This is a genomic window from Streptomyces macrolidinus (assembly GCF_023887685.1).
Taxonomy (GTDB): domain Bacteria; phylum Actinomycetota; class Actinomycetes; order Streptomycetales; family Streptomycetaceae; genus Streptomyces; species Streptomyces macrolidinus.
This window is the reverse complement of sequence record NZ_JAMWMR010000038.1, coordinates 27712-47981: the sequence shown is the minus strand read 5'-3', so window position 1 is coordinate 47981 and position 20270 is coordinate 27712. Positions and strand designations below refer to the sequence as shown.

The 20270-nt window shown below is 70.0% G+C and carries 19 protein-coding genes and 4 pseudogenes; 13 read left to right on the top strand and 10 right to left on the bottom strand.

Annotated features, from left to right (window positions below):
- The 5 genes and pseudogenes from NGF19_RS27910 to NGF19_RS31055 all read left to right on the top strand — a co-directional run.
- Positions 1-984, top strand: a pseudogene (locus NGF19_RS27910) (thiolase family protein); the annotation flags it as partial.
- Between the two features lie 19 nt (positions 985-1003).
- The gene (locus NGF19_RS31240; RefSeq protein WP_372505949.1) at positions 1004-1195 is read left to right on the top strand and encodes an alpha/beta fold hydrolase; all 192 of its coding nucleotides are present in this window, start codon (positions 1004-1006) and stop codon (positions 1193-1195) included.
- Entirely contained in the window at positions 1167-1835 is a 669-nt protein-coding gene (locus tag NGF19_RS27905; RefSeq protein WP_252428344.1) for an alpha/beta fold hydrolase, read from the top strand. Before NGF19_RS31240 ends, NGF19_RS27905 begins: the two co-directional genes overlap by 29 nt.
- A 139-nt stretch (positions 1836-1974) precedes the next feature.
- Positions 1975-2448 (top strand): hypothetical protein, encoded by a 474-nt coding sequence (locus NGF19_RS27900; protein ID WP_252428343.1) that lies wholly within the window; start codon positions 1975-1977, stop codon positions 2446-2448.
- Positions 2438-4369 carry a FlgD immunoglobulin-like domain containing protein gene (locus tag NGF19_RS31055; RefSeq protein ID WP_252428342.1) on the top strand — a complete coding sequence of 644 codons (1932 nt, stop codon included), beginning with the start codon at positions 2438-2440 and terminating at the stop codon, positions 4367-4369. Before NGF19_RS27900 ends, NGF19_RS31055 begins: the two co-directional genes overlap by 11 nt.
- A gap of 495 nt (positions 4370-4864) precedes the next feature.
- Here the strand turns inward: NGF19_RS31055 and NGF19_RS27890 are convergent, their stop codons facing one another.
- A complete protein-coding gene (locus tag NGF19_RS27890) occupies positions 4865-5323 on the bottom strand; it encodes an ATP-binding protein (protein ID WP_252428341.1) in 459 nt (152 codons plus the stop codon).
- A 316-nt stretch (positions 5324-5639) separates the two neighbouring features.
- Here NGF19_RS27890 and NGF19_RS27885 point away from each other — a divergent pair, with 316 nt between their 5' ends.
- The 3 genes from NGF19_RS27885 (at position 5640) to NGF19_RS27875 (ending at position 7658) form a co-directional block, all read left to right on the top strand.
- Positions 5640-6506, top strand: coding sequence for a Sco1979 family transcriptional regulator (locus NGF19_RS27885; RefSeq protein WP_252428340.1), 867 nt, complete (start codon positions 5640-5642; stop codon positions 6504-6506).
- Positions 6503-6754, top strand: a complete 252-nt coding sequence (locus NGF19_RS27880; protein ID WP_252428339.1) for a DUF397 domain-containing protein — start codon at positions 6503-6505, stop codon at positions 6752-6754. The genes NGF19_RS27885 and NGF19_RS27880 overlap by 4 nt, the downstream gene beginning before the upstream one ends.
- An 88-nt stretch (positions 6755-6842) precedes the next feature.
- Positions 6843-7658: an SAM-dependent methyltransferase gene (locus NGF19_RS27875; RefSeq protein ID WP_252428338.1), complete on the top strand. Its 816-nt coding sequence runs from the start codon at positions 6843-6845 to the stop codon at positions 7656-7658.
- A gap of 217 nt (positions 7659-7875) precedes the next feature.
- On the opposite strand, the gene NGF19_RS27870 is transcribed toward NGF19_RS27875, so the two are convergent.
- The 3 genes and pseudogenes from NGF19_RS27870 to NGF19_RS27860 all read right to left on the bottom strand — a co-directional run bounded on the left by NGF19_RS27870 (position 7876) and on the right by NGF19_RS27860 (position 10403).
- Positions 7876-8637, bottom strand: a complete 762-nt coding sequence (locus NGF19_RS27870) for a pirin family protein (RefSeq protein WP_252428337.1) — start codon at positions 8635-8637, stop codon at positions 7876-7878.
- 529 nt (positions 8638-9166) lie between these two features.
- Positions 9167-9316, bottom strand: a pseudogene (locus tag NGF19_RS27865) (RNA-guided endonuclease TnpB family protein); the annotation flags it as partial.
- A gap of 64 nt (positions 9317-9380) precedes the next feature.
- Positions 9381-10403: an NAD(P)H-dependent flavin oxidoreductase gene (locus NGF19_RS27860; protein WP_252428336.1), complete on the bottom strand. Its 1023-nt coding sequence runs from the start codon at positions 10401-10403 to the stop codon at positions 9381-9383.
- A gap of 1060 nt (positions 10404-11463) precedes the next feature.
- Here NGF19_RS27860 and NGF19_RS27855 point away from each other — a divergent pair.
- Positions 11464-12762, top strand: coding sequence for a M20 metallopeptidase family protein (locus NGF19_RS27855; RefSeq protein WP_252428347.1), 1299 nt, complete (start codon positions 11464-11466; stop codon positions 12760-12762).
- Positions 12763-12873: 111 nt separating this feature from the next.
- Here the strand turns inward: NGF19_RS27855 and NGF19_RS27850 are convergent, their stop codons facing one another.
- Positions 12874-13275 (bottom strand): hypothetical protein, encoded by a 402-nt coding sequence (locus tag NGF19_RS27850; protein WP_252428335.1) that lies wholly within the window; start codon positions 13273-13275, stop codon positions 12874-12876.
- Positions 13276-13301: 26 nt separating this feature from the next.
- On the opposite strand from NGF19_RS27850, the gene NGF19_RS27845 reads away from it, so the two are divergent.
- Together NGF19_RS27845 and NGF19_RS27840 are read left to right on the top strand one after the other, a co-directional pair.
- Entirely contained in the window at positions 13302-13586 is a 285-nt protein-coding gene (locus tag NGF19_RS27845; protein ID WP_252428334.1) for a response regulator transcription factor, read from the top strand.
- A 437-nt stretch (positions 13587-14023) separates the two neighbouring features.
- Positions 14024-14788: an SDR family oxidoreductase gene (locus NGF19_RS27840; RefSeq protein WP_252428333.1), complete on the top strand. Its 765-nt coding sequence runs from the start codon at positions 14024-14026 to the stop codon at positions 14786-14788.
- A gap of 51 nt (positions 14789-14839) precedes the next feature.
- Here NGF19_RS27840 and NGF19_RS27835 read toward each other — a convergent pair whose 3' ends face one another.
- A complete protein-coding gene (locus NGF19_RS27835; RefSeq protein WP_252428332.1) occupies positions 14840-15121 on the bottom strand; it encodes a hypothetical protein in 282 nt (93 codons plus the stop codon).
- Between the two features lie 93 nt (positions 15122-15214).
- Between NGF19_RS27835 and NGF19_RS27830 the strand changes: the two are divergent.
- A pseudogene (locus NGF19_RS27830) lies at positions 15215-15481 on the top strand (gfo/Idh/MocA family oxidoreductase); the annotation flags it as partial.
- A 211-nt stretch (positions 15482-15692) separates the two neighbouring features.
- Positions 15693-16012: pseudogene (locus NGF19_RS27825) on the top strand (IS110 family transposase); the annotation flags it as partial.
- A 486-nt stretch (positions 16013-16498) separates the two neighbouring features.
- Here the strand turns inward: NGF19_RS27825 and NGF19_RS27820 are convergent.
- The 4 genes from NGF19_RS27820 to NGF19_RS27805 form a co-directional block, all read right to left on the bottom strand.
- Positions 16499-16654: a DUF6131 family protein gene (locus NGF19_RS27820; protein WP_252428346.1), complete on the bottom strand. Its 156-nt coding sequence runs from the start codon at positions 16652-16654 to the stop codon at positions 16499-16501.
- Between the two features lie 891 nt (positions 16655-17545).
- The gene (locus NGF19_RS27815) at positions 17546-17782 is read right to left on the bottom strand and encodes a CsbD family protein (protein ID WP_252428331.1); all 237 of its coding nucleotides are present in this window, start codon (positions 17780-17782) and stop codon (positions 17546-17548) included.
- A gap of 555 nt (positions 17783-18337) precedes the next feature.
- Positions 18338-19573 (bottom strand): PAS domain-containing protein, encoded by a 1236-nt coding sequence (locus NGF19_RS27810; RefSeq protein WP_252428330.1) that lies wholly within the window; start codon positions 19571-19573, stop codon positions 18338-18340.
- Entirely contained in the window at positions 19537-20169 is a 633-nt protein-coding gene (locus NGF19_RS27805; protein ID WP_252428329.1) for an HAD family hydrolase, read from the bottom strand. Before NGF19_RS27805 ends, NGF19_RS27810 begins: the two co-directional genes overlap by 37 nt.
- Positions 20170-20270: the final 101 nt, after the last annotated feature.

The window sequence follows — 20270 nt, the reverse complement described above, 5'->3', positions numbered from 1 at the left end:
GGCCGGCCTGCCCACGTCCGTACCCGGGGTGACCGTCAACCGGCTGTGCGCCTCCGGCCTGGAAGCGGTCGTTCAGGCCGCACGCGCCATCGCCGTCGGCGACGCCCACATCGCCGTCGCGGGCGGCGTGGAGTCCATGACCCGCGCCCCCTATGTGCTGCCCAAGAGCGACAAGCCGTTCCCGGCCGGGCATACGGAGCTGTACTCCACCACTCTGGGCTGGCGCATGGTCAACCCGAACATGAACCCTGAGTGGACCATCCCACTCGGTGAGTCGGCGGAACTCTCATCGCTGACAAGCACAAGGCAAGCCGCGAGCAGCAGGACGAGTTCGCCCTGCGCAGCCACCAAAAGGCCACCGCCGCCCGGGAACAGGGCCTGTACGACGCCGAGCTCGTGCCGGTGCCCGTCCCGCGGCGCAGGGGCGAGCCGGTCATCGTCGCCGCCGACGAAAGCGTGCGCCCGGACGCTTCGTTGGAGGCCATGGCCCGTCTCGAGCCGTCCTTCCGCACGGCAAACGGTACGGTCACCGCAGGCAACGCCTCCCCTCTCAGCGACGGCGCCGCCGCCCTGCTCCTCGTCGACGGGGAAGGCCTGCGGGCCACCGGCCGTGAGCCCCTCGCCCGCATCCGGGCCACGGGGGTGTCGGCGATCGACCCGCAGTACTTCGGGCTCGCCCCCGTCGAGGCCACCAACCGTGCCCTGGCCAAGGCCGGCAAGACGTTCGCCGACCTGGACGTCCTCGAACTGAACGAAGCCTTCGCCGCCCAGGTACTCGGCTGCGTGGCGGAGTGGCCCGAGTTCGATCCCGCCATTCTCAATCCGCAGGGCGGCGCCATCGCCTTCGGACATCCCCTCGGCGCCTCCGGTGCTCGCCTTGCCGGCACCGTCGCTCACCAACTCGCCCGCAAGGGCAGGGGCACGGGCGTCGCCACCCTCTGCGTCGGCGTGGGTCAGGGCCTCGCCCTCGTCCTCGACCGCTGAGCCTGACCCAGGAGGCACCATGTCCACGCCCCGCCTGCTGCACCACCACGTGGTCGGTACGGCCGATGCACCACCTCTGGTCCTCGGGCCGTCCCTGGGTACGTCCACGGCGGTCTGGGAACCCTCGTTGCCTGCCTTGACCCGCCGTTTCCGGGTGCTGCGCTTCGACCTGCCTGGACACGGTGGCTCCCCCCACCGGCCTGCTGCGTGATCCCGCACCGGGTCGTACCACGGTCGAGGACCTCGCGTCTTTGGTGCTCGACCTCGCGGACCACCATGGCTGGGACCGCTTTCACTACGCGGGCATCTCCCTGAGCGGAGCCATCGGGATCCACCTCGCGGCCTTCCGTCCCGAGCGTGTCGCATCCTTGGCCCTGGTCTGTTCCTCCGCCCACTTCGGGCAACCAGGGCCCTGGCGCGAGCGAGCGGAACTCGTCCGACGTGAGGGCACCGCTCCGCTCCTGGCGACCAGTCCGGGCCGCTGGTTCGCCACCCCCTCTTCGGCGAGCACCCCCTTCGGCCGCGGGCTGCTCGGCAACCTCGCCGAGGCCGACCGGGCGGGGTACGCGGCCTGCTGCGACGCCCTGGCCGCATACGACCTGCGCGCCGAGCTGGCCGGCATTGCCGCGCCCACCCTGGTGGTCGGCGGCTCCCACGATGTGGCGACTCCACTGGAACACGCCGAAGAACTCGCCGAAGGCATACCCCAGGCCACCTTGAAGGTCATCGACTGCGGGCATCTGGCCATCGAGCAGCCCGAGGCACTACAGGCCGCCCTCACCGCCCACCTGTCCGCGCCCCTCTGTCGTCCCCTCTCCCGACCGAAGGAGACTCGCGCCCCCACCCCGTAATCGCAAATAGGTTCGAATATTGTGCGACTCCTGTGCTAGCCTGACGCGCCTTTTGGAGATCACTTGGAGGTGTCCCGGGGCCTTACGCCACAGACCGAACCGAACACGACTACTCATCCGAGGCGCGCTCGCCACGACCATGGCCCTTTCGGCCACCGGCGGATCCCTGCCCTTCCTCCTCACCAGCGCCCATGCCGCGACGACCGCCCCTGCGTCCCTGACGATCAACGCCCCGGACCGCTATCTGCCCCGCTCCTACAACCTGGAGTCGGCAGGCACCGTCGGTGACCTCAACCGGACAGAGCTGGACAGCGGCGACTTCACGCCCTACCGCTGGAGTCCCGTCACCGGCGACCCGCAGGCCGTCGGCAAGGACCCGGCCGACACCTCCGCCGAACGCATCGGCGGCCACGCCTCCGACGTGGTCGGGGTCTCCACCGGGGCGGACCGGTCGGTCGAGCTGAAGGACATGAAGGCCGGTACGTCGGCCCGGTTCACTCTCCCCGAGGGGCAGACGTACCTCGGCACCTTCGGCGAGACCGTGGTGACGGCGACCTGGACGGCCGGCGGTGACGTCGATTCGCTGCATCTGCTGCACCCCGGTGACCGGTGAGAACGGTGTACGCGCGGCGTCGTACAAGGTGCTCGGCGCGAATGCCGACCTGCTGGCGATCTTCGTCTCCGGTGACCCGACGGGCCAGGTCGGGCTGGTCGACCTGGCGACCGGGAAGATCAACGGCGTGCTCAAGGACTCGTGGGGAAGCAGCTTCACACAGGTGGTGTTCTCCGAGACGTACGCCGGGTGGTTCGATCCGGCGTACGGCGACCAGAAGGTGCACCTGCTGCGCCGGGACGCCCTGGGTGGCGCGGAGACCACGGTCGACGTGGCATCGGCGTACGAGCAGCGGTCGTTCGTCGCGCTGGTGGGCGACTGGGTCGTCTCGCTGCGGCAGACCGAGTCGTACCGCAACAGCGACGCGCCGAAGGACCGCGGCGAGCCGCTGCTCGCCGCGCCGATCGGCGGGGGCGAGACGAAGACGCTGCTGCCGCACGCCCGCCTGGGCGGTACGTACGGGCTGAACCCGACGCCCGACGGCGGCGTCCTGGTCGCGGGCGGCAGTTCGGCGGGCGACTGGGCCGTGCGCAAGGTGAGTGTGCGGGCCGATGGCAACCTGGGTGTGAGCGCGGTGCGGGCCGTGGCACCGAAGCCGGGTACGTACGGAGCGGTGACGCTGGCGGCCGGGGACCTGGCGGTGCAGGAGACGGACACCAACTACCTGCCGTCACTGTACAAGCGGCACATCGAGCTCGGTGACACCCCGTCGGCCGGTACCCGCAGCCTGGTGGCCGAGCCGGCGCTGAGCACGGACGGCACAGGTGGCTCCGCGGGCAACGACGCGTACGCGCTGGGCGACGGCACCTTCACCTACACGCACGCCTCCGGGATCGAGGTCCGTTCGAATCCCGATGACGCCGCGGTCCTCACCGTGCCGGGCGGCGGGCAGGTCGTCGACGCCTCCGGCCGGTACGTGGTCTTCGGGTACGGATACGTGTCCGGCTTCGGGCAGTACCAGCAGTACGTCATCGATCGCGAGAAGTCCGGCGACGACAAGGTGCTGCTGACACGCGCGGCCTCGGCTGCCGCCGTCTGGGGTACGACGTTCTGGACACCCGGTGACACCAAGGGCACCGTCAAGGCCACCGACCTGAAGTCGGGTAAGACCGAGTCCTTCTCGCTCGGCAAGGAATGTACGCCGACCGACCTTCAGGCCGTGGGCCGCTGGGTGTACTGGACGTGCGAGGCCCACGGCGACCCCGCGGGGTCCGGCGTCTGGGACCGCACCATGCAGCGCATGATCGATGTCCCCAAGGGGGGCGAACTCGGCGACGGCTTCGTCGTTCTGCACGACGAGACCGCGGGCAAGCTCCAGCTCGTCGACTTCCACACCGTCGACAGTGTGACGACCCGCGCGCTGGCCGACATCACCGGTTTCCTGGCCCGCGGCTACTTCGCCGTCGACCGCTTCGGCGGCGGAGTGGCCTACGTCCCCGGACGTGGTAAGCCCGGCGCCATGCGTGCGGTCGGCTCCGGCGTGCCCACCTCCGCGCTCGCCGAGATCGAGACCCACCCCGAGACGGCCGTCGACCTCCGGTCGCCCAAGGACGCCCGCTGGGACGGCTCCTGGCAGTTGTCCAAGCCGGCGGCTCCGGGTGCGCGGATCGTGATCAAGGACGCGGGCGGCACCGTCGTCCGCACACTGGACGCCGTACAGCACGGCGCGGAGCTCACCGCGGCATGGGACGGCAGGCGCTCGGACGGGAAGTTCTCACCCAACGGGCCGTACACCTGGGAGCTGACGGCGGCTCCACAGGACGGGCAAGGCGCGCAGCTGAAGCTCAGCGGTGCGATCACCGTGACGGGTGCGGACGCCGAGGCAACACCGGTCTCGTCCAACCACCTTGCTGCCGAAAGCGGTTACGGGGCGGCGCACCACCGCGACTCGCTCGCCTCGCGAAGGGAGGACGCTCTCTAGGGTCTTTCGTTCGGATCAGGCCGGATCACCGCTCGACGTACCCGTTGTCGGCAGTACTCCCGGGCACCGGATCGCTCCGTCACCTTCGGCGGCCCCGCCCGGTGCACGGGTCCTGAGCCGACGTCCGGCGCGGCCGTGTCACCGACACCCGATCGGTGTCACGGCCGTGTGCGGCCCTGCCCGGAGAAGTACCACTGCCTCGCCGTCGAAACAAACTTCCGGCAGACAACCACCCTGCTTGCCGCGCCGGGTCGGGCTCGGCGATCGTCAGGCCGCACTCCTGGGCGAACGCGTGGCCTTCTGTCTGCGCGCGCTGCGTGGCGGCTCCGGACGCGCTGAGGGCTCGGTCGGCGCATACGTACAGCACGACGGGAGAGGCGGTTTCGCCGTGGGGGGTCATTGGGCGCCTCCTGCGGGGGATCGAGGAGAAGAGATTCCTCGCCGTGTGAGGGGCAGTGGAGCAGGGGTGTGCGGGGGCGGCCGGTGGGCGGGGCGTCAGGGGGAGGTCGCCAGCTCTGCCCAGACGACCTTGCCTTCGGCCCTCGTCGAGCGCGCGGATCCCCAGCGGTCCGCGAGTTGCTGGACGAGGAGCAGGCCCCGCCCGCTCTCCTCGTCGGGACCGACGCGGCACTCGGGCGGGCGGACCGGCGTGCGGCCGTCGTCGTGGAGCTCGATCCGCAGGCGCCGCTCGTCGCCGGTCAGCGTGAGGCCGCACAGAAGACGACCGCTGTCGGTGTGGAGCACGGCGTTCGTGGTGAGCTCGGAGACCAGCAGCACCGCGTCGCAGCACGTGTCGCCGGGGACCTGCCAGTCACAGAGTCGGGCGCGTACGGTGTCGCGAGCGGATCTCGCGCTGGTGCGTAGGGCGGGCAGGTCGAACCAGTACTCCTGGCACGGCATGGATGTGGGTAAGGCGGGGGTCGAGGCCGGGGCCGATGGCGTGGGCAGAGTCACGGATGTCGCCTTCCAGTGCCTTCCGGGGAGCGGACGCCGTGCGGTGGTGCGGGCAGCCGCGCGAGCGGTGAGAGGTGTATGCCGAGGCAGGCGCCCTGCGGCAGGGTGCCGACGACGGCATCGTCATCATGCTTCCCGTCCGGGCCAGATGCTGCGCCAGAGCTGCGACGTGACCACTCACAAGTCAACTATGCGCGGGATCACAATCACGCTGCAACCGACTCCCTGATAATTTCAGCAGCGCGGGTATCACCCTGGCGTCGTCATCAAGTCACTGTCAGAATGTGTGAATTGACGATCCATTAGGAGGCTGGGCGTGAGCGAGGCCCGTTCCGGCACCAGCGCGCCCACAGTCCTGCGCATGATCCTCGGCCGTCGGCTTCAGGACATGCGGGTAGGTGCCGGCGCCTCGCTGGAGGACGCGGCGAAAGCACTGCGCGTAACACCCCTGACGATCCGCCGCCTGGAGAAGGCCGAGGTCGCGCTGAAGCCTCTCTACGTGGAGAAGCTCCTGGAGACCTTCGGCGCGAACCGCCAGGAGATCGAGGAGTTCGTCGACCTGGCCGAGCAGGCCAACGAGCCCGGCTGGTGGCACTCCTATCGCGACGCCGTCCCTGGCTGGTTCACCGCCTACGTCAGCCTGGAGACCGGCGCCAAGACCCTGCGCACGTACGAGCCCCAGTACGTCACCGGGCTGCTGCAGACTCCCGACTACGCACGCGCCGTGCTGCGCGGCGGGTTGCCGAACGGCAGCGAGGAGGACCTCGCGCGCCGCGTGGAGCTGCGACTGCGCCGTCAGAGCCTGCTGGAGCGGGAGGACGCCCCCACGCTGTGGGTGGTCATGGAGGAAGCCGTCCTGCACCGGGCGGTGGGCGGTCCTGACGTGATGCGGGAGCAGATCGAGCGGCTCCTTGACGTGTCCGAGCTCGCGCACGTCAGCCTCGACGTCGTGCCCTTCGCCGCTGGTGCGCACGTCGGGGCGTGTGCCCCGTTCACGTATTTCCGGTTCGAGGAACCCGAGCTGCCCGACATCGTCTACAGCGAGCTCTTGTCCGCCTCCGTCTACCTGGACCAGCGCGCGGACGTCGTCGCCCACCTCGAGGCGCATTCCCGTATGGCGCTCCTGACGTCGTCCGAGGACAGCAGAGCGCTCTTGAACCGCATGCGCAAGGAGTACTCATGACGATCAACGACGAAGGCGTCTACAACGGCATGCCGGCCCTCGACCTCGGGGAGCAGGGCTGGGAGCGCCCCTGGAGCGGGCCGAACGGCGGTCAGTGCGTGGAGACGAAACGGCTCGCCGACGGTCGCGTGGCCATACGGCAGTCGACCGACCCGGCCGGGCCCGCGCTGATCTACACGCCGGAGGAGATCGCCGCGTTCGTCCGCGGGGTCAAACAGGGTCTTGCCGATCACTTGGTCGCCAGGTGAAGCATCAGCGGGCACACAGGGCGACGACACCGGTTCCGGTCCCGTACCCGGCCTGCGGGCCGACAGACACACGTGTGAAGGGGAGAACATGAGCACCAGGCAGGCCCGCCGGGGTCTCGACACGAGCAAGGCGCACTCGGCCCGGATGTACGACTACTTCCTGGGCGGCAAGGACCACTTCGAGATCGACAAGAAGGCGGCCCTGGTCGCCGCCGAGGCCCACCCCGGTCTCTACGTGACCGCCCGCGAGAACCGGGCGTTCATGCACCGGGCCACGCGGGTCCTGGCGCAGGAGCACGGCATCCGCCAGTGGCTCGACATCGGCACGGGCATCCCGACCGAGCCCAACCTGCACCAGGTCGCCCAGTCCGTCGCGGCCGACGCCCGCGTCGTGTACGCCGACAACGACCCGCTCGTCCTCATGTACGCCGAACGCCTCATGCGCAGCACGACGCAGGGACGCACGGCCTACGTCGAGGCCGACGTCAGGGACCCCGACGCGCTGATGAGCGCCGTGCAGGACTCGGAGGTCCTGGACTTCGACCGGCCCATCGCGCTCTCCCTCAATGCCCTGATGCACTTCATCACCGACCCGCACGACCCGTACGCCATCATCCGCCGACTGCTCGACCCGCTCCCGGTGGGCAGTGCCCTGGCCATGAACCACTGCACGCCCGACTTCGACCCCGTCACCTGGAACAAGGTCGCGGAGGTGTACACCAGGTCCGGGTCTCCGGTGCAGTTCCGATCGCACAGCGACGTCAGCCGCTTCTTCGACGGACTCGACCTGATCGACCCCGGCATCGTCTGCTGCCACCGCTGGCGTCCCGCCGAACCCGCCGACGGGACGGAGCCCACGGACGCCCAGATCAGCCTGCTGGCGGGCGTGGGCATAAAGCGCTAGCTGTTCTGTCCCGCGAACGTCTCGGACGTGCGGTCGGGCAGCACGTCCACGCCTTGGCCCGCCTCTACGTCGACCAGGACGCTGCCGTAGGTGCAAGCCCCCGTCCGATGAGCGGGCCACCCACCACGCCAGGCTTCCCGCAACCGTCGCGGAGTGACTCGGCCGGGTCCGCGCCGGAGTGGGGTCTGCCAGTGCCGCCGGTCAGCAGGTCCGCGGGTCAGCGCATCGCAACAGCTGCGGTCATTTCCCACATCAGGATCTCCGCACCGTCAGGACCGGCGGTGATGCGCTGGCCCTCCGCGTGCGTGATGCGTCCCGCATCCCCGGTGGACAGCGGACCAGCCCCTTCCAGCTCGGCGCTGCCCCGGGCGACGAAGAGGTGGGCGAACGGAGCAGTGACGATCTGGAGTGTCTCGCCGGGGCGCATACGGCTGACGTGCAGGGCGGCGTGCTTCTGACGGATACCGATCGCCTGCTGGTCGGCGTGCTGGGGCATACCGGAGGCCAGGGTGGTCCAGCCCCCACGAGCGAGCTCCTCGTTGATGTCGAGTTGTTCGTAGCCCGGACGGAGGCCGGCCTCGTCGGGGATCACCCACATCTGGAGGAAGTGGACCGGGACCTGGTGCTCGGGCTGGCCGGTCAGGGTCCACGAGTCGTTCTTCTCGCTGTGCAGGATGCCGGCCCCGGCACTCATCCGCTGCGCCAGACCCGGGTAGATCACGCCGTTGTGCCCCTCGGAGTCCTGGTGGACGAGACTGCCCTCGAGCACCCAGGTGACGATCTCCATGTCGCGGTGCGGATGGGTATCGAAGCCGGTACCCGGCGCGACGACGTCGTCGTTGGTCACCAGCAGCAGCCCGAAGTGGGTGTTGTCGGGGTTCCAGTGGTGGGAGAACGAGAAGGAGTGGTGGGAGTCCAGCCACCCGGCCCGGGTGTGGAAGCGGTCGTCAGCGCGACGGATGTCGAGGGTCGAAGCCATGGTGCTGTCCTTTCTGGCCGACGCCGGCCCTCTGAGGCCCGCGGTTCTGAGCCCTGAGGTCGGTGCTTGCGATCCAAGCCTTTTGGTTGACCGTTCAACAATAACGGAAGGCGGGGGTATTCCCCGACCGCACGGACGATCATGCAAGTAGTCACGGGCGACGCTTTCGCGGTGTGCGTCGGTAACGATTCGCGGTGGTGCGCCGGTGACGACGCCACGTCAACGGAGCGGCAAGGGGGCACCGCGGTGGACTCCACCGTCGTGGTCACCGGCGGGCAGCACTGGGAGTCCGGCCCCTCGTAGGCGGCCGGCCGCCGTGGGTGCGGAGCGACGCCTGGCGGGCGGTGCCGAGACGGCGGCGCCGCGCCGGGTGTCCTGGCATGGGCATTGGTCCGCTACGGCGCGGCGGGCCGAGGGATGCTCACAACGGCAACGGGGCACGAACGCCCCTGACGGACGCCCGGGTGCGGCCGATCACAGCCGTCTCGGGCAGAGCGCGGACCCACATCCGGGTGAAGACGGCCGGAAGCTCTCTGGCCCTGCCGCGCCCCTTCATCGCCGACTGCCCGCCCGGAGTGCTCCGTTGAGGTATTGCACTGGCTCCACAGGCCGACACCGTCGGCCCGGCGGCCAGGGGGTTCTTCGCCGCGTTCTCGTCGCGGTCATGGGTGACACCGCACCCGGGCCCCGCCCCGGCGATGGCCTCGCCGGGGGCGTACGCGTCAAGGGTCGCCTTCCAGAACTCAACTCGCCCCGCCTCGTTGCCGATAGCGGCCGTCGGGCGCACGCACGAGCCGATGGGCTTGTGCGACGACATCCGTGACGATCTCTGCCGCGCCGGCCACGTCGTTCACCAGGCCGACCGACTGGCCGGCGTACAGGGCGAGGGCCTCCAGGTCGCCGGACATCCCGGCGAGGGGGACGGTGTCGTCGTACCGGTGGTGGACACCGCCCGCGCCGTCGGTAGCCAGCACCGTGCCCTCGCCGGGCCGATCCGGTGCCGAGGGAGAGCCCGCCGCCTCCCAGTCCGCCATCGTGGAGTTGCGCAGGGCGCGGTGCGGGGCGTGCGGCCAGCCCCCGTCGAAGCAGCGGGTGTAGGAGGCGTCCTGCGCAGCCGATCCGAGCAGCGCCTCGCGGTACACCCGGTGGCTCGCGGCCTCCCGTGCGGCCAGGAAGCGGGTACCCATCCAGGCGCCCTGGGCCCCGAGCGCAAGGGCGGCGGCCAGACCCCGTCCGTCGGCGATGCCGCCGGCCGCGAGCACCGGCACCGGACCGGCCCGGTCGACCACGGCGGGGACCAACGCCATGGTGGACACCTTGCCGCGGACGTGTCCGCCTGCCTCCCAGCCCTGCGCGACGATGCCGTCCACCCCGGCCGCCAGTGCCGTGTCGGCCTCGTCGACGGAACCCACGGTGTGCAGGTGGAGCGCGCCGGACGCATGGACCTGGGGAACCACCGGCGTTGGGTCGCCCCAGAACGTGGAGATGACCGGGACCCGCTCGTCGAGGCAGAGCCGCAGCAGTTCCCCGACCTCGAAGTCGAGGACGAGGTTGACAGCGAAGGGACGGTCCGTCAGCTCCCGCACCCTGCGGATCACGGTCCTCGCGGCGGGCGGCGACGTCCAGGTGAGGGCGAGGGAGCCGAGTCCGCCCGCCGCGGACACCGCCGCGGCCAACTCGGGCGTGGCGGCAGACCCGATGGGCGCCTGGACGACCGGGTGTTCGATGCCGAGCTGTGTGCACACGGCTGTAGTCAGGACTCCCATGTCAACCTCCGGTCCGGCGGGCTTGGCCGCCTGCTGCGCAGGCGGGGCAACAGTGTCGCAGTGCAACTGTCGCCGGGGTGTCGGCGTGAAGTCCAGAGTGCGCTGTGCAGCGTGGTCGTACGTGAGGACGGAGAAGCGCCACGGATGTCCGTAAGGTGGCGAAAGGCATCGGCGAGTTCCTGATCGAAACGGTTGGAGAAGCCGTCGCCGAGGCGATCCGATGCCGGGGCTGTCCGGATGGCGCAGCGCCCGTCGCACCCCGACCATGCCACCGAGGGGGTGGCCGACCATCACGGGGGGCGCGTGCAGGCCGAAGTGGGCGATGACCGCCTGCGCATCGTCCAGGACCGTCCCACTCCCACGGCCCGTCGCCGGACAGTCCGTGACTGCGCAGGTTCATGGAGACGGCCCGGTGGGCGGCGGTGCGACCCTGTCCCCGTGCAAGAGGGTGCCGCCGAGGCTGTGGAGCAGCAGCACGGGAGATCCGCTGCCGCCGTGGTCGCGGACGGCCAGATGTACCGGGCGATCGTCGATGATCACTTCTTGGGGTGGCACGGGATTCTCTCCGACACGGCCGCCGCGTGGGGTGCCCGGTCGTGCGGGCCACGGCCCGCCCCAGTGCCGTACGCCACCACGAGGTGGGCAGGTCGAAGGGTGCGTAGCCGGGGAACAGCACCCGGATGAGCCGAGCCGCGGTCAGGGTGGCCTGCTCCCGGTCGGCGCTCAGCAGTTGAGCGGCCCAGGCCTCGGCCTCCACGCGCAGCCGGGCCCTGACCGGTCCGAGCAGCTCGCCGGAGGCCAGCAGGATCTCCAAGCGGTCGAGGATCCGTGTCTCCAGTACCCGGACCAGTTCGGCCATCAACGGCGGCGGGTGGACGGCTAGTTCTCGCGGCGCGGGGTCACCTCGGTGAGCTGCGACGTCGGCAGAACCAGAGATTCGGGCGGGAGGCTACCCCCACTCCCCCATGGTGGCCGACCGGATGGGCAGCGGCAGCAATGTGCGGCGATCGTGTTTCCCGGACAACAACGTGAGCCGAAGGAGGAACCAGTGAGTCGTCCCATGGAACGCGCTCTCGGGCGCCGCACGTTACTGGCCGGGGCAGCGGCGGCCGGTGCGGGAACGATGTTCGCAGGCGCAGACACGGCCGTGGCCGGAGGATGGGGAGGGCCGGTGAGACAGGCGGCGGTGGCCGCGGAAGTGGCGTGTCTGGAGCGCGCGTTGATCGAGTTGCGGCGGGACATCCACCGGCACCCCGAAGCCCCGGGGCTGGAGCAGCGTACGGCCGCTGTGGTGGCCCGGGAGCTGCGGGCGGCGGGGCTGACCGTGACCACCGGGGTGGGCGGTCACGGCGTCGTCGGTGTCCTGCGGGGTACGCGTCCGGGCCGGACCGTTGCCTACCGGGCCGACATGGACGCGGTTCCGCCCTCGGATATCGTCGGGACAGGTCCCGCGCCGGCCCACGTCTGTGGCCATGACGTCCACACCGCGGTGGGTATCGGCGTCGCTCGGGTCCTGGCGCGGCTGCGGCAGCGGTTGAGCGGAACGGTGGTCTTCCTCTTCCAGCCTGCCGAGGAGGCCCTGTCCGGCGCCCGCGCGCTGATCGACGCGGGCGTGTTGGAGCGTATGGGTATCGAGGAGATCCATGCGCTGCACTGCGGCCCTTTCCCGGTCGGCAGGTTCGCCGTGACGTCGGGCTACGGGATGCCGGGCCAGGACAAGGCGGAGGTGACCCTCTCCGGGTCGGACGCGCTCGATACCGCGCGGCGCCTGAGCGCCGACATCGGCGCGCTCGCCACTGTGGCACTGCCGCAGACCGCGGCGGACCTGGAGCGCATCATCGCCGACTCCAAGACGCCCGACGGTCCGCTGGCGCGGTTCGTAGCCCTCCGGGCCACGCCCCAGGAGGCCATGGTAAAGGTGTCCTATCGCTGCTGGCCGCCGGAGCGGTACGTGGAGGTCCGTGGGGACATCCGCCGAGCGAGCATGGCGTACGCGGGGACCGTGACGCGCTTCCCCGCCGAGCCGTTCCCGGCCCTGGTCTGCCCGGAGCACGACGGCGACCTGCTCGCCCGTCACCTGCGCCGCACCGTCGGCCGTGACACGGTCATCGAGCTTCAGACCGCCTTCCCGCCCTTCAGCGGCGAGGACTTCGCCCTCTACCTGGACCGGATCCCCGGTACGTACACGTTTCTCGGCGTCCGCGCTCCTGGAGCATCCATCACCACGAGCTACCCGCACTATCCCGACTTCTCCCCGGACGAGCGCGCCATCGGCGTCGGCGTACGGGCGATGGCCGGCTGGATCGCGCAACGCGCCCACGGAGTACAGGGAACTACCAGGTTGGCCCGCCGGGTGTGACGCCGCGAGCGCACCACGAACGCGCGTTCGCCGTTCTGGGAGCCTCGAGCTGCTCGGCCCTGCCGAGCGGCCCGTTCACCACGCGGCTGCCGGAACGGATCGCTCTGCGTCCTATGCTCGGTCGTCGGTGGGGGAATGGTGGCTGACGAGCCACCGCTGGATTTCGCGGTGGCGAAACTGGTAGGCGTTACCCGACAGCCGCAGCACTCCTGCGGTACAGGCCCAGTCCAGGAACGCACGGAGTCGCCAGGGCAGTTTGCCGTAGGAGCACAGGACGAAGACCAGGTACCGACGAGGGATCCCCCTGGTGAGTGCGGCCAACAGTCCGAGTGTGAGCCAGAATACGAGCCCGATCTCGATGATGTCGGGCATGTGTTGGGACAGGGAGTCTCCGAACTTGTTTTCCGGGGCGGACAGTTGGACACCTGAGCTGAGGTAGTAGATCGCTGACGCGACCGCGCCCCCCGCTCCCGCGATGAACCCGACGATCAGGAACAGTGCAGAACCGACCATGATTTCGCCGCGGTGCGCGCGCCACCGTGGACGAGGCGATGGCCTACGTACTGGACGACGCGGCCGAGGCCGCGGAGTCGGCGCGGCGGCCGGGGCTGACGCGGCGCGAGAGCCAGGTCGCGGAGCTGGTCACCGAGGGCCTCAGCAACAAGGACATCGCGGCGCGCCTGACGATCGCCCAGCGCACCACGGAGAACCACGTCGAACGCATCCTGCGCAGACCGGGGTCCGCCTCGCGCACACAACTGGCGGTGTGGGCGTACGAGCAACGCGCCGAACCCGCCGGGTCGAGGCGCGCGCGGTCGCAGTGACGGCGGCCTCTGAGGACCGTTCGTGCGTTGATGTCCGTTGTGGATGCGCAGCTCTGGGGATCGGTGTGGTCCGGGGCGGGCGAACCCGCTGGCGCTGAGCGATCCTCAGGAGGAGGATGACCAGGTGATTTCGCGGGGTGAGCGGCGGCGCAGGGCGCAGGCGGAGGCCGCTCGGTTCGAGGGGCAGCTGACGGCATTCGGCGAGATGCCGGCCGGGCATCCGTTCACCACGGATCGGCCGGGTACTACGCATGTGATGGCCGTCGAGTGCGCTGGCCACCGTTCCCGGCGTGCTGATCGGGGCGTTGACAGGGCACGACTGGTGGTGATCCTCACCGAGCGTCTTCCGACCGCTGTTTCGCCACCGGACGGCACGGCGGCACCGACCAGGCCATCCACGAACTCCTGCGCTGCCAGGCCCATGAACGGAGAAGCCCTTGTCCGACACCATCAGGCCGGTTGCGTTGGTGACCGGCGTCGGTCGTTCCATCGGGATCGGTGCGGGTATCGCTCGCCAGTTGGCCCAGGCGGGCTGGAACGTCGCCTTCACCTATTGGACGCCCTACGACGCGCGCATGGCCTGGGGCGTCGAGGCCGACGCGGCGGACACCATCGCCAAGGGCCTGGCGGAACGGGGCGCCGAAACGGTGGCCGTGGAGGCGGACCTCGCCGATCCGGGAGCCCCGGAGCGCGTCTTCGACGAGGCCGAGAGCCGCCTCGGCGCCATCACCGCCTTGGTGATGTGCCACTGCGAGTCGGTCGACTCCGGCCTGCTCGACACCACCTTGGAGAGTTTCGACCGCCACTTCGCGGTGAACGCGCGTGCCACCTGGCTGCTTGTCCGCGAGTACGGCCGGCGTTTCCACGGGGCTCCGGGAACCGGACGTGTGATCGGCCTGACCAGTGACCACACCGTCGGCAACCTGCCCTACGGGGCGAGCAAGGGTGCACTGGACCGCATCACCCTGGCCGCTGCCCACGAACTCGCCCACCTCGGGATCACCGCCAACGTGATCAACCCGGGGCCGATCGACACGGGTTGGATGTCCGACGACCTTCGGGAGCATGTACTCCGCCAGACGCCGCTGGGCCGTCTGGGCAGCCCGCAGGACACCGCTCACCTCGTGGAGTTCCTGTGCTCACCGCAGGGCCAGTGGATCAACGGACAGCTACTGAAGAGCAATGGCGGATTCGCCGACTGATCGCCCGACCTGACTACGCTGCCGCGCAGCATCCGGGCGTCGGCGGGCATCCTACGCTGCCCTCTGCGCGTCCACGAAACACCGTTGCACGTCGGTCACCAGGCTTCGAAGTCGCCCCGTCCGCACGCCCTCCCACTCCATCCACTCATCGAAGCGCGGGCGCAGATGTCGTACCGTGCCCGCGCCATGGCGACGCAGAGCCGAGCGGCTGAGCGAGATCTCCGCCTGGACCTCTCGCCGGAGATCATCGGTCCAGCCCTGTTCCTGTTCCTCCTCACCCAGAGGAGCCTTGAGGGCGGCCACGGCTTCGTCGAGGAGCGTCAACAGGTCCACAAGTGCTCCAAAGATCCCAGGACGCGACGGCCTCTTGGTCAAACCTGACCGGTTCACCATGGTCTGGATCGGTTGCATCCCGTTCTTGGCCGCCCTGGTCGCGACGGTTGTACTGTCGCAGCCGCACCCATGGTAGTGGCCGCTCACGGGCGATCGGCGATCTCAACGAAGTGGGTCGGCATGGTCGGGCTCGGCAACCGCGGCGGCGGCATGATCGACCTGTTCCTGGCGATGCCCGGCGTCCAGATCGTCGCCCTGTGTGATCCGGTCAAGGACAAGACAGCGAGCGCCGCGAAGAAGGTGTCGGACGCGGGCCGGCCTGCGCCCGCGACGTACACGAAGGGCGAGGACGGCTTTGAAGTTTCCCCCCTGTCGCGCGCATGATCTGGGGGGGTGTTGCCGCCAGGCCTCGGGGCACCACTTGACCGCTGATGAGGGGCCTGACGACCGCCTGGTCCGGCGCAATGCCGGACCGCTGAGGGCGGGGATGTCTGCGTGACGTGGTTGCCGGCGTGTGGTGCCGCAGGGACGGCCGGGAGTTGGGGACACAAGAGGCGAGGGGCACGCGCACATGGTCGACACGACCGCGACAGGTCTCTTCCTCGGCCTGGACCTGGGCAAGGAGTTCCACCACGCCCACGGCCGGACCGCGGATGGCAGAACCGTGCACGACAAGCGGCTGCCAACACCGAGCCGAAACTGCTGGAGCTGTTCAGCAAGCTGGTGGCGAAGTTCGGCACTGTTCTGGTGGTCGTGGACCAGGACGCCAACATCGGTGCGCTGCCGTTGACGGTGGCCCGCGCGGCGGGCTGTCAGGTGGCCGACCTGCCCGGGCTGTCGATGCGCCGGGCCGCCGACCTGCACCCGGGCGAGGCCAAGACCGGTTGCCGCTTGGCGTGCGGCACCGGTTAAGGGATGTGCGCCGCCGGGCGGGTGCGCCTCGGGGAGCTGCTGTTCCGGTTCGCCTTCGACGCCGGAATCTCCACGCTCGCCGGGACCATGAGTGCGCTCTTCGGGCCCTTCCCGTGGCGGGAGTTGCTCGCCCTCCCAGCGATCCTGATGACCGGCCTGACCTTGGTGGCGACGGACGAGGGACGGCTTTCAGCCATGATGGCGCCGGGGGGCGCGCCCCCCGGCGCCATGGGCTCCTCGCCTTCGCTCTGGTCACCGCGGCCTGCTCGTATCGGAGCCGGTTGTCGGGCATGTCATAGCTGTGTACAAGCGGCTACGTCGACCTGGCGGCCCTTGTGCCTGGCGGGTCCGGCGAAGCAGCGCGGGACGTGTCCCGCGCGCGGTACCCCTCGGTCGAGGCGCGGATATCGGCGTGTGCAGCACGCTGCCGAGCGCACAGCAGCAGTCACGGCAGCGGTCGTAGGTTCACCAGTAGTGTCGCCGTCCGCCCACGGCATGACCAACGGCGCCGAGGAGCCACAAGGCCAGGCCGACGACGAGCAGGACGATCCCAATGGTCCACAGGATGCCGATGCCGGTCACGAAACCGACGATGAGGAGAATGATGCCGATGGAGATCACCGTGTCCTCCGATCTCTCAGGCAGATACACGTCCACTGTGCCCCTCGCGAGCCCCCTTGGCCACGCGTGCCCGCAGCCTGAGACGTGGATCGCCCCAGAAGCGCTGGTTCCGGGTGACGGCGGCAGCGGCGGGCAGCTGGGCGTCCTGGCTCACGACCGAGGGCCGTCTCCAGGTCGCCGGTGTTTCTGAGGGGAGCAAGGAGTCGAGGCGTCCTGGTCGTCCGGGGCGGGCGACGACGGCGATGTCGAAGTGTTACGGCGGCGTATCAGGCGGCGCACCACCAGGACGGCCACAACGATCGCCGCTGTGGCGAACAGGTACAGCTCGTAGCGTTGAAGGGCTGGATACAGGGTGCCGATGTGGTCGCCGGCGAGGACTCCGAGGGTCACCCGGGGTTCCCACCCAGAGCGCTGCGCCAAGGGTGCTGAATGCGAGGAATCGGCGCCAGGGCATCTCGCTGAGTCCGGCGATGATGCCGTTGGCCTGGCGCAGGCCCTCGATGAAGCGCCCGACGGTTATGACCTGCCACCGTGCCGGGTGAAGAATGCCTCGCTCTTGGCGACGCGCGCCGGTGTCAGCAGCACGTGGCGGCCGAAACGCGAAACGAGGCGGCGGCCATATCGGCCCGATGACGAAGCCGATGTTGTCGCCGCAGACGGCCGCGAGCACCGCGTCACAGCAACGGCGAACACGTTCAGCCGTCCCGTTCAGGCATGCGTCGGGACGATTTTCGGATCCAGGGCCGCACAGCTTCGTACAGCGGTGAACATGCTGACCGATGGCGTGCTTCAAGGACGCATCCGTCGAAGGCTCACAGCGCATGCCGAAAGTTCCCCAGCGCCACGTCCGACCGGCGGCCGGTCGGACGTGGCGTCACAAGGAAGGTCACGTCACATGTTCTTGCGGATCCGTCCCTTGGTCTCTTCCGCCTTGCCCTTCACCTCTTCCGCTGTACCGCGCACCGTCTGGCCTGCCTCACCGGCCGCCTGGCGGGTCTTGCCCGCAACGCGCTCGCCCGTGCCCTTGAGGCGCTGTTCCTCGTCGCCAGTGGCGCGTCCAGCCTTTTCCCTGGCTCTGCCCATCGCTTCCTGGGCCTTGCCCCGGATCTTCTTTCCCTGACCAGACATGGGATCAGCTCCTCGACCGACCACTTCGGCTTTGATTACCCCCCGACTACCTTGGTGCACCGGCATCAAACCCGGATGTGAAGGCGAGTCCCCCTCGGGGGTACGCGGGAGTGGAGGCCGACGAGCACCGCGGGACCCGTCCGCCTCGCGACACGACGGCGAGCCCGCGCGGACGCGGGCGGGGCTTCCGGTCCGCGTGGTCGCCTCATCGCCTCCGTTGGTTCCGGGCGTCGTCCTTGCGGGGCGTTCGAGGGTGAAGGTGTCCACGGGGGTGAGGTCCGCGTAGGGGCCGTCGAAGGTGTGGTAGGTGACGTGTATCCGGGTGCGGCCGGTACGGCTGTGAGACGAGGACTTGGCGAGCCGGGTGCGGTCGAGTCCGGATGCCGGCCGAGAACGTGCTCTCGAACAGGCGTGATCGGTGCGGATCCGATGCGGGGCGCTGGTGCTCCTTCGTCGAGAAGACGAAGAGCCTGTACGGGAAGCACAAGGGAAGATCCTCGCCGCCGGCACCACCCTGGGCGGGTGGCCCTGGCCACCGTTGTCGTAGGCAGAAGTTCATGAGGCCGTAGCCGCGTGCGGGGGCCAGGCGCGGGGGCCGAGGATGCCGAGGATGTAGGCACGGGCGACGAGGGCGGGCCTGGTCGCGGCGCCCAGCAGGGCCCGGAGCCGGCTGAGGTGGTAGTCGACCGTCTGCCGGGAGAGCCCCAGCGAGACGGCGATCTCGCCGTTGGTGCTGCCTCCTGCGAGGAGGGACAGTATGCGGATCTGCGCGGCGGTGAGCGGGGGGTGGGCCTCGTAGGCGATGCTCTGGTGGGTGACGACGGCCCACACGTGCGCGACGCGGCCGGCGGGCCCACTCACCGTGGCCAGGTGGAGCCGCGTGCGGCGCTGGCGTCCCTGGGCATCGATGAGCACGGCGGAGGTCTCAGCCCGTCTGATGCGGCGACTGATCAGCCCCTCCCACGCGTGACGCAGGAGGCGAAGGTCGGGTGTGGCGGCGAGCAAGGTGTGGGCGCGGCGGCCGATGAGGTCGGACAGGCGTGTCCGGAACAGTTCGGCGGTAGCCGTGCCCGCCTGTTCGATACGGCCGTCGACCGAGAGCAGCGCGCAGGGCAGACCGCTGTGATCGCGCAGTGCCTTCAGGTTCTCCTCGGCTTCTCGACGCTCGTCCATCGCCCGAGCGTGCTCGGTGATATCGACATAGATTCCGGCCACGCAGGTCTGGCCGCCCTCCTGGACGGGGAAGCGATGGCCGGCCGCCTGCCCCGTGCCGCCGTCGGTGCGGTGATAGCTCAGGTGGTGGCGCACCGGCTTGCCTCGGCTGAGTATCTCCTGGTCCAGGGCGCGGAACTGGGCGGCGTCGGACGGGGTGTCGAGGTCCTCGATACGGCTGCCGATGATCCGCTCCGGTGTGGTGCCGTAGAGGTGGGCATAGGAGTGGTTGGCCCATAAGTAGCGGCCGTCGCGGTCGCGGAGGAAGGCCGCGGCCGGGGCGAAGTCGGCGAATTCCGCGAAGGCGGCGTACCGACGGTCGCTCGCGGGCTGCGCGCCGATCTCCACCGCGAACCCGCGGGTACGGCCGTGGTCCGGGCTCTCGCCCGGGGGCCAACGTACGTGGAAGGTCCGGTTGTCGAACTGGACCAGGAGGTGACCCTGTTCGAGGGAGCGTCCCGGAGCGGACATCTCCTCGCGCGCGCGGTCGAGGAAGCGCTGCGCGGTGGACAGGTCGGCGAAGGCACCGCCGCCACACTCCGTCACGCGCGACTGCTCGTCGGCCTCCCACCAGAACACGGGGAGTTGCTCGAGCCGTGCGCCAGCCGTTCGATCACGCCGGTCGGGAGGTAGGCGGGGCGAGAGGGCCGACCCGTCTGGTAGGCCACGTAACCGAGCGAGGCCGCGACGTCGGTCTCCTCGGCCGTCTCCGCCTCGTAGACGAGCCGGCAGCCCTGCGCCTGCGTCTTGGCACGCTCCCAGAGGACGGTCGCCGGCTTGCGCTCCGCCTCGGTGCGCGGAGTGAGAACCCGGTCGCCGAAGTCCCCCCAGGCGAAGGGGACGGAGCCCCTCCAAGCGCCGTCGACCTCATTCTTCAGGGCGGCGGCACGCTCGGCGTCCGTCTCGCCCCAGGAGGACGGCACGTTGGTGATCAGCCCGACCTTGACGTGCCGCTCCCGCAGCTTGCGCAGATAGGCGGCCGCGCCGGGCATGTAGCCGGTGCGGGCGTCCTCGTCCGTGTGCACCAGGGTCTCGCCCAGGTCGAAATAGACGACGGCGCAACCGCGCGCGGCTGCCGTTCGCGCCACGGTCGAAGCGGCGTGAGACGTGTCCGTCGGCACGGCCGCGCTCGCCGCGGTGCCCGGCGTGACCGACGCCACCGCAGCGCCCAGCATCGCAAGAGCGGTACGGCAAAAGCCCCGGAAAGGCGGTCTGTCCATGGTGTTCAGTACCTCTCTCTTCGGCGCATCGCACGGATGCGACTCATGTCAGGTGC

Coding starts and splice junctions, on each gene's coding strand:
- NGF19_RS31240 (WP_372505949.1), top strand. CDS start 1,004: ATGTCCACGCCCCGCCTGCTGCACCACCACGTGGTCGGTACGGCCGAT.
- NGF19_RS27900 (WP_252428343.1), top strand. CDS start 1,975: ATGGCCCTTTCGGCCACCGGCGGATCCCTGCCCTTCCTCCTCACCAGC.
- NGF19_RS27880 (WP_252428339.1), top strand. CDS start 6,503: ATGACGATCAACGACGAAGGCGTCTACAACGGCATGCCGGCCCTCGAC.
- NGF19_RS27875 (WP_252428338.1), top strand. CDS start 6,843: ATGAGCACCAGGCAGGCCCGCCGGGGTCTCGACACGAGCAAGGCGCAC.
- NGF19_RS27870 (WP_252428337.1), bottom strand. CDS start 8,637: ATGGCTTCGACCCTCGACATCCGTCGCGCTGACGACCGCTTCCACACC.
- NGF19_RS27860 (WP_252428336.1), bottom strand. CDS start 10,403: ATGGGAGTCCTGACTACAGCCGTGTGCACACAGCTCGGCATCGAACAC.
- NGF19_RS27855 (WP_252428347.1), top strand. CDS start 11,464: ATGGAACGCGCTCTCGGGCGCCGCACGTTACTGGCCGGGGCAGCGGCG.
- NGF19_RS27850 (WP_252428335.1), bottom strand. CDS start 13,275: ATGGTCGGTTCTGCACTGTTCCTGATCGTCGGGTTCATCGCGGGAGCG.
- NGF19_RS27815 (WP_252428331.1), bottom strand. CDS start 17,782: ATGTCTGGTCAGGGAAAGAAGATCCGGGGCAAGGCCCAGGAAGCGATG.
- NGF19_RS27805 (WP_252428329.1), bottom strand. CDS start 20,169: ATGCTGGGCGCTGCGGTGGCGTCGGTCACGCCGGGCACCGCGGCGAGC.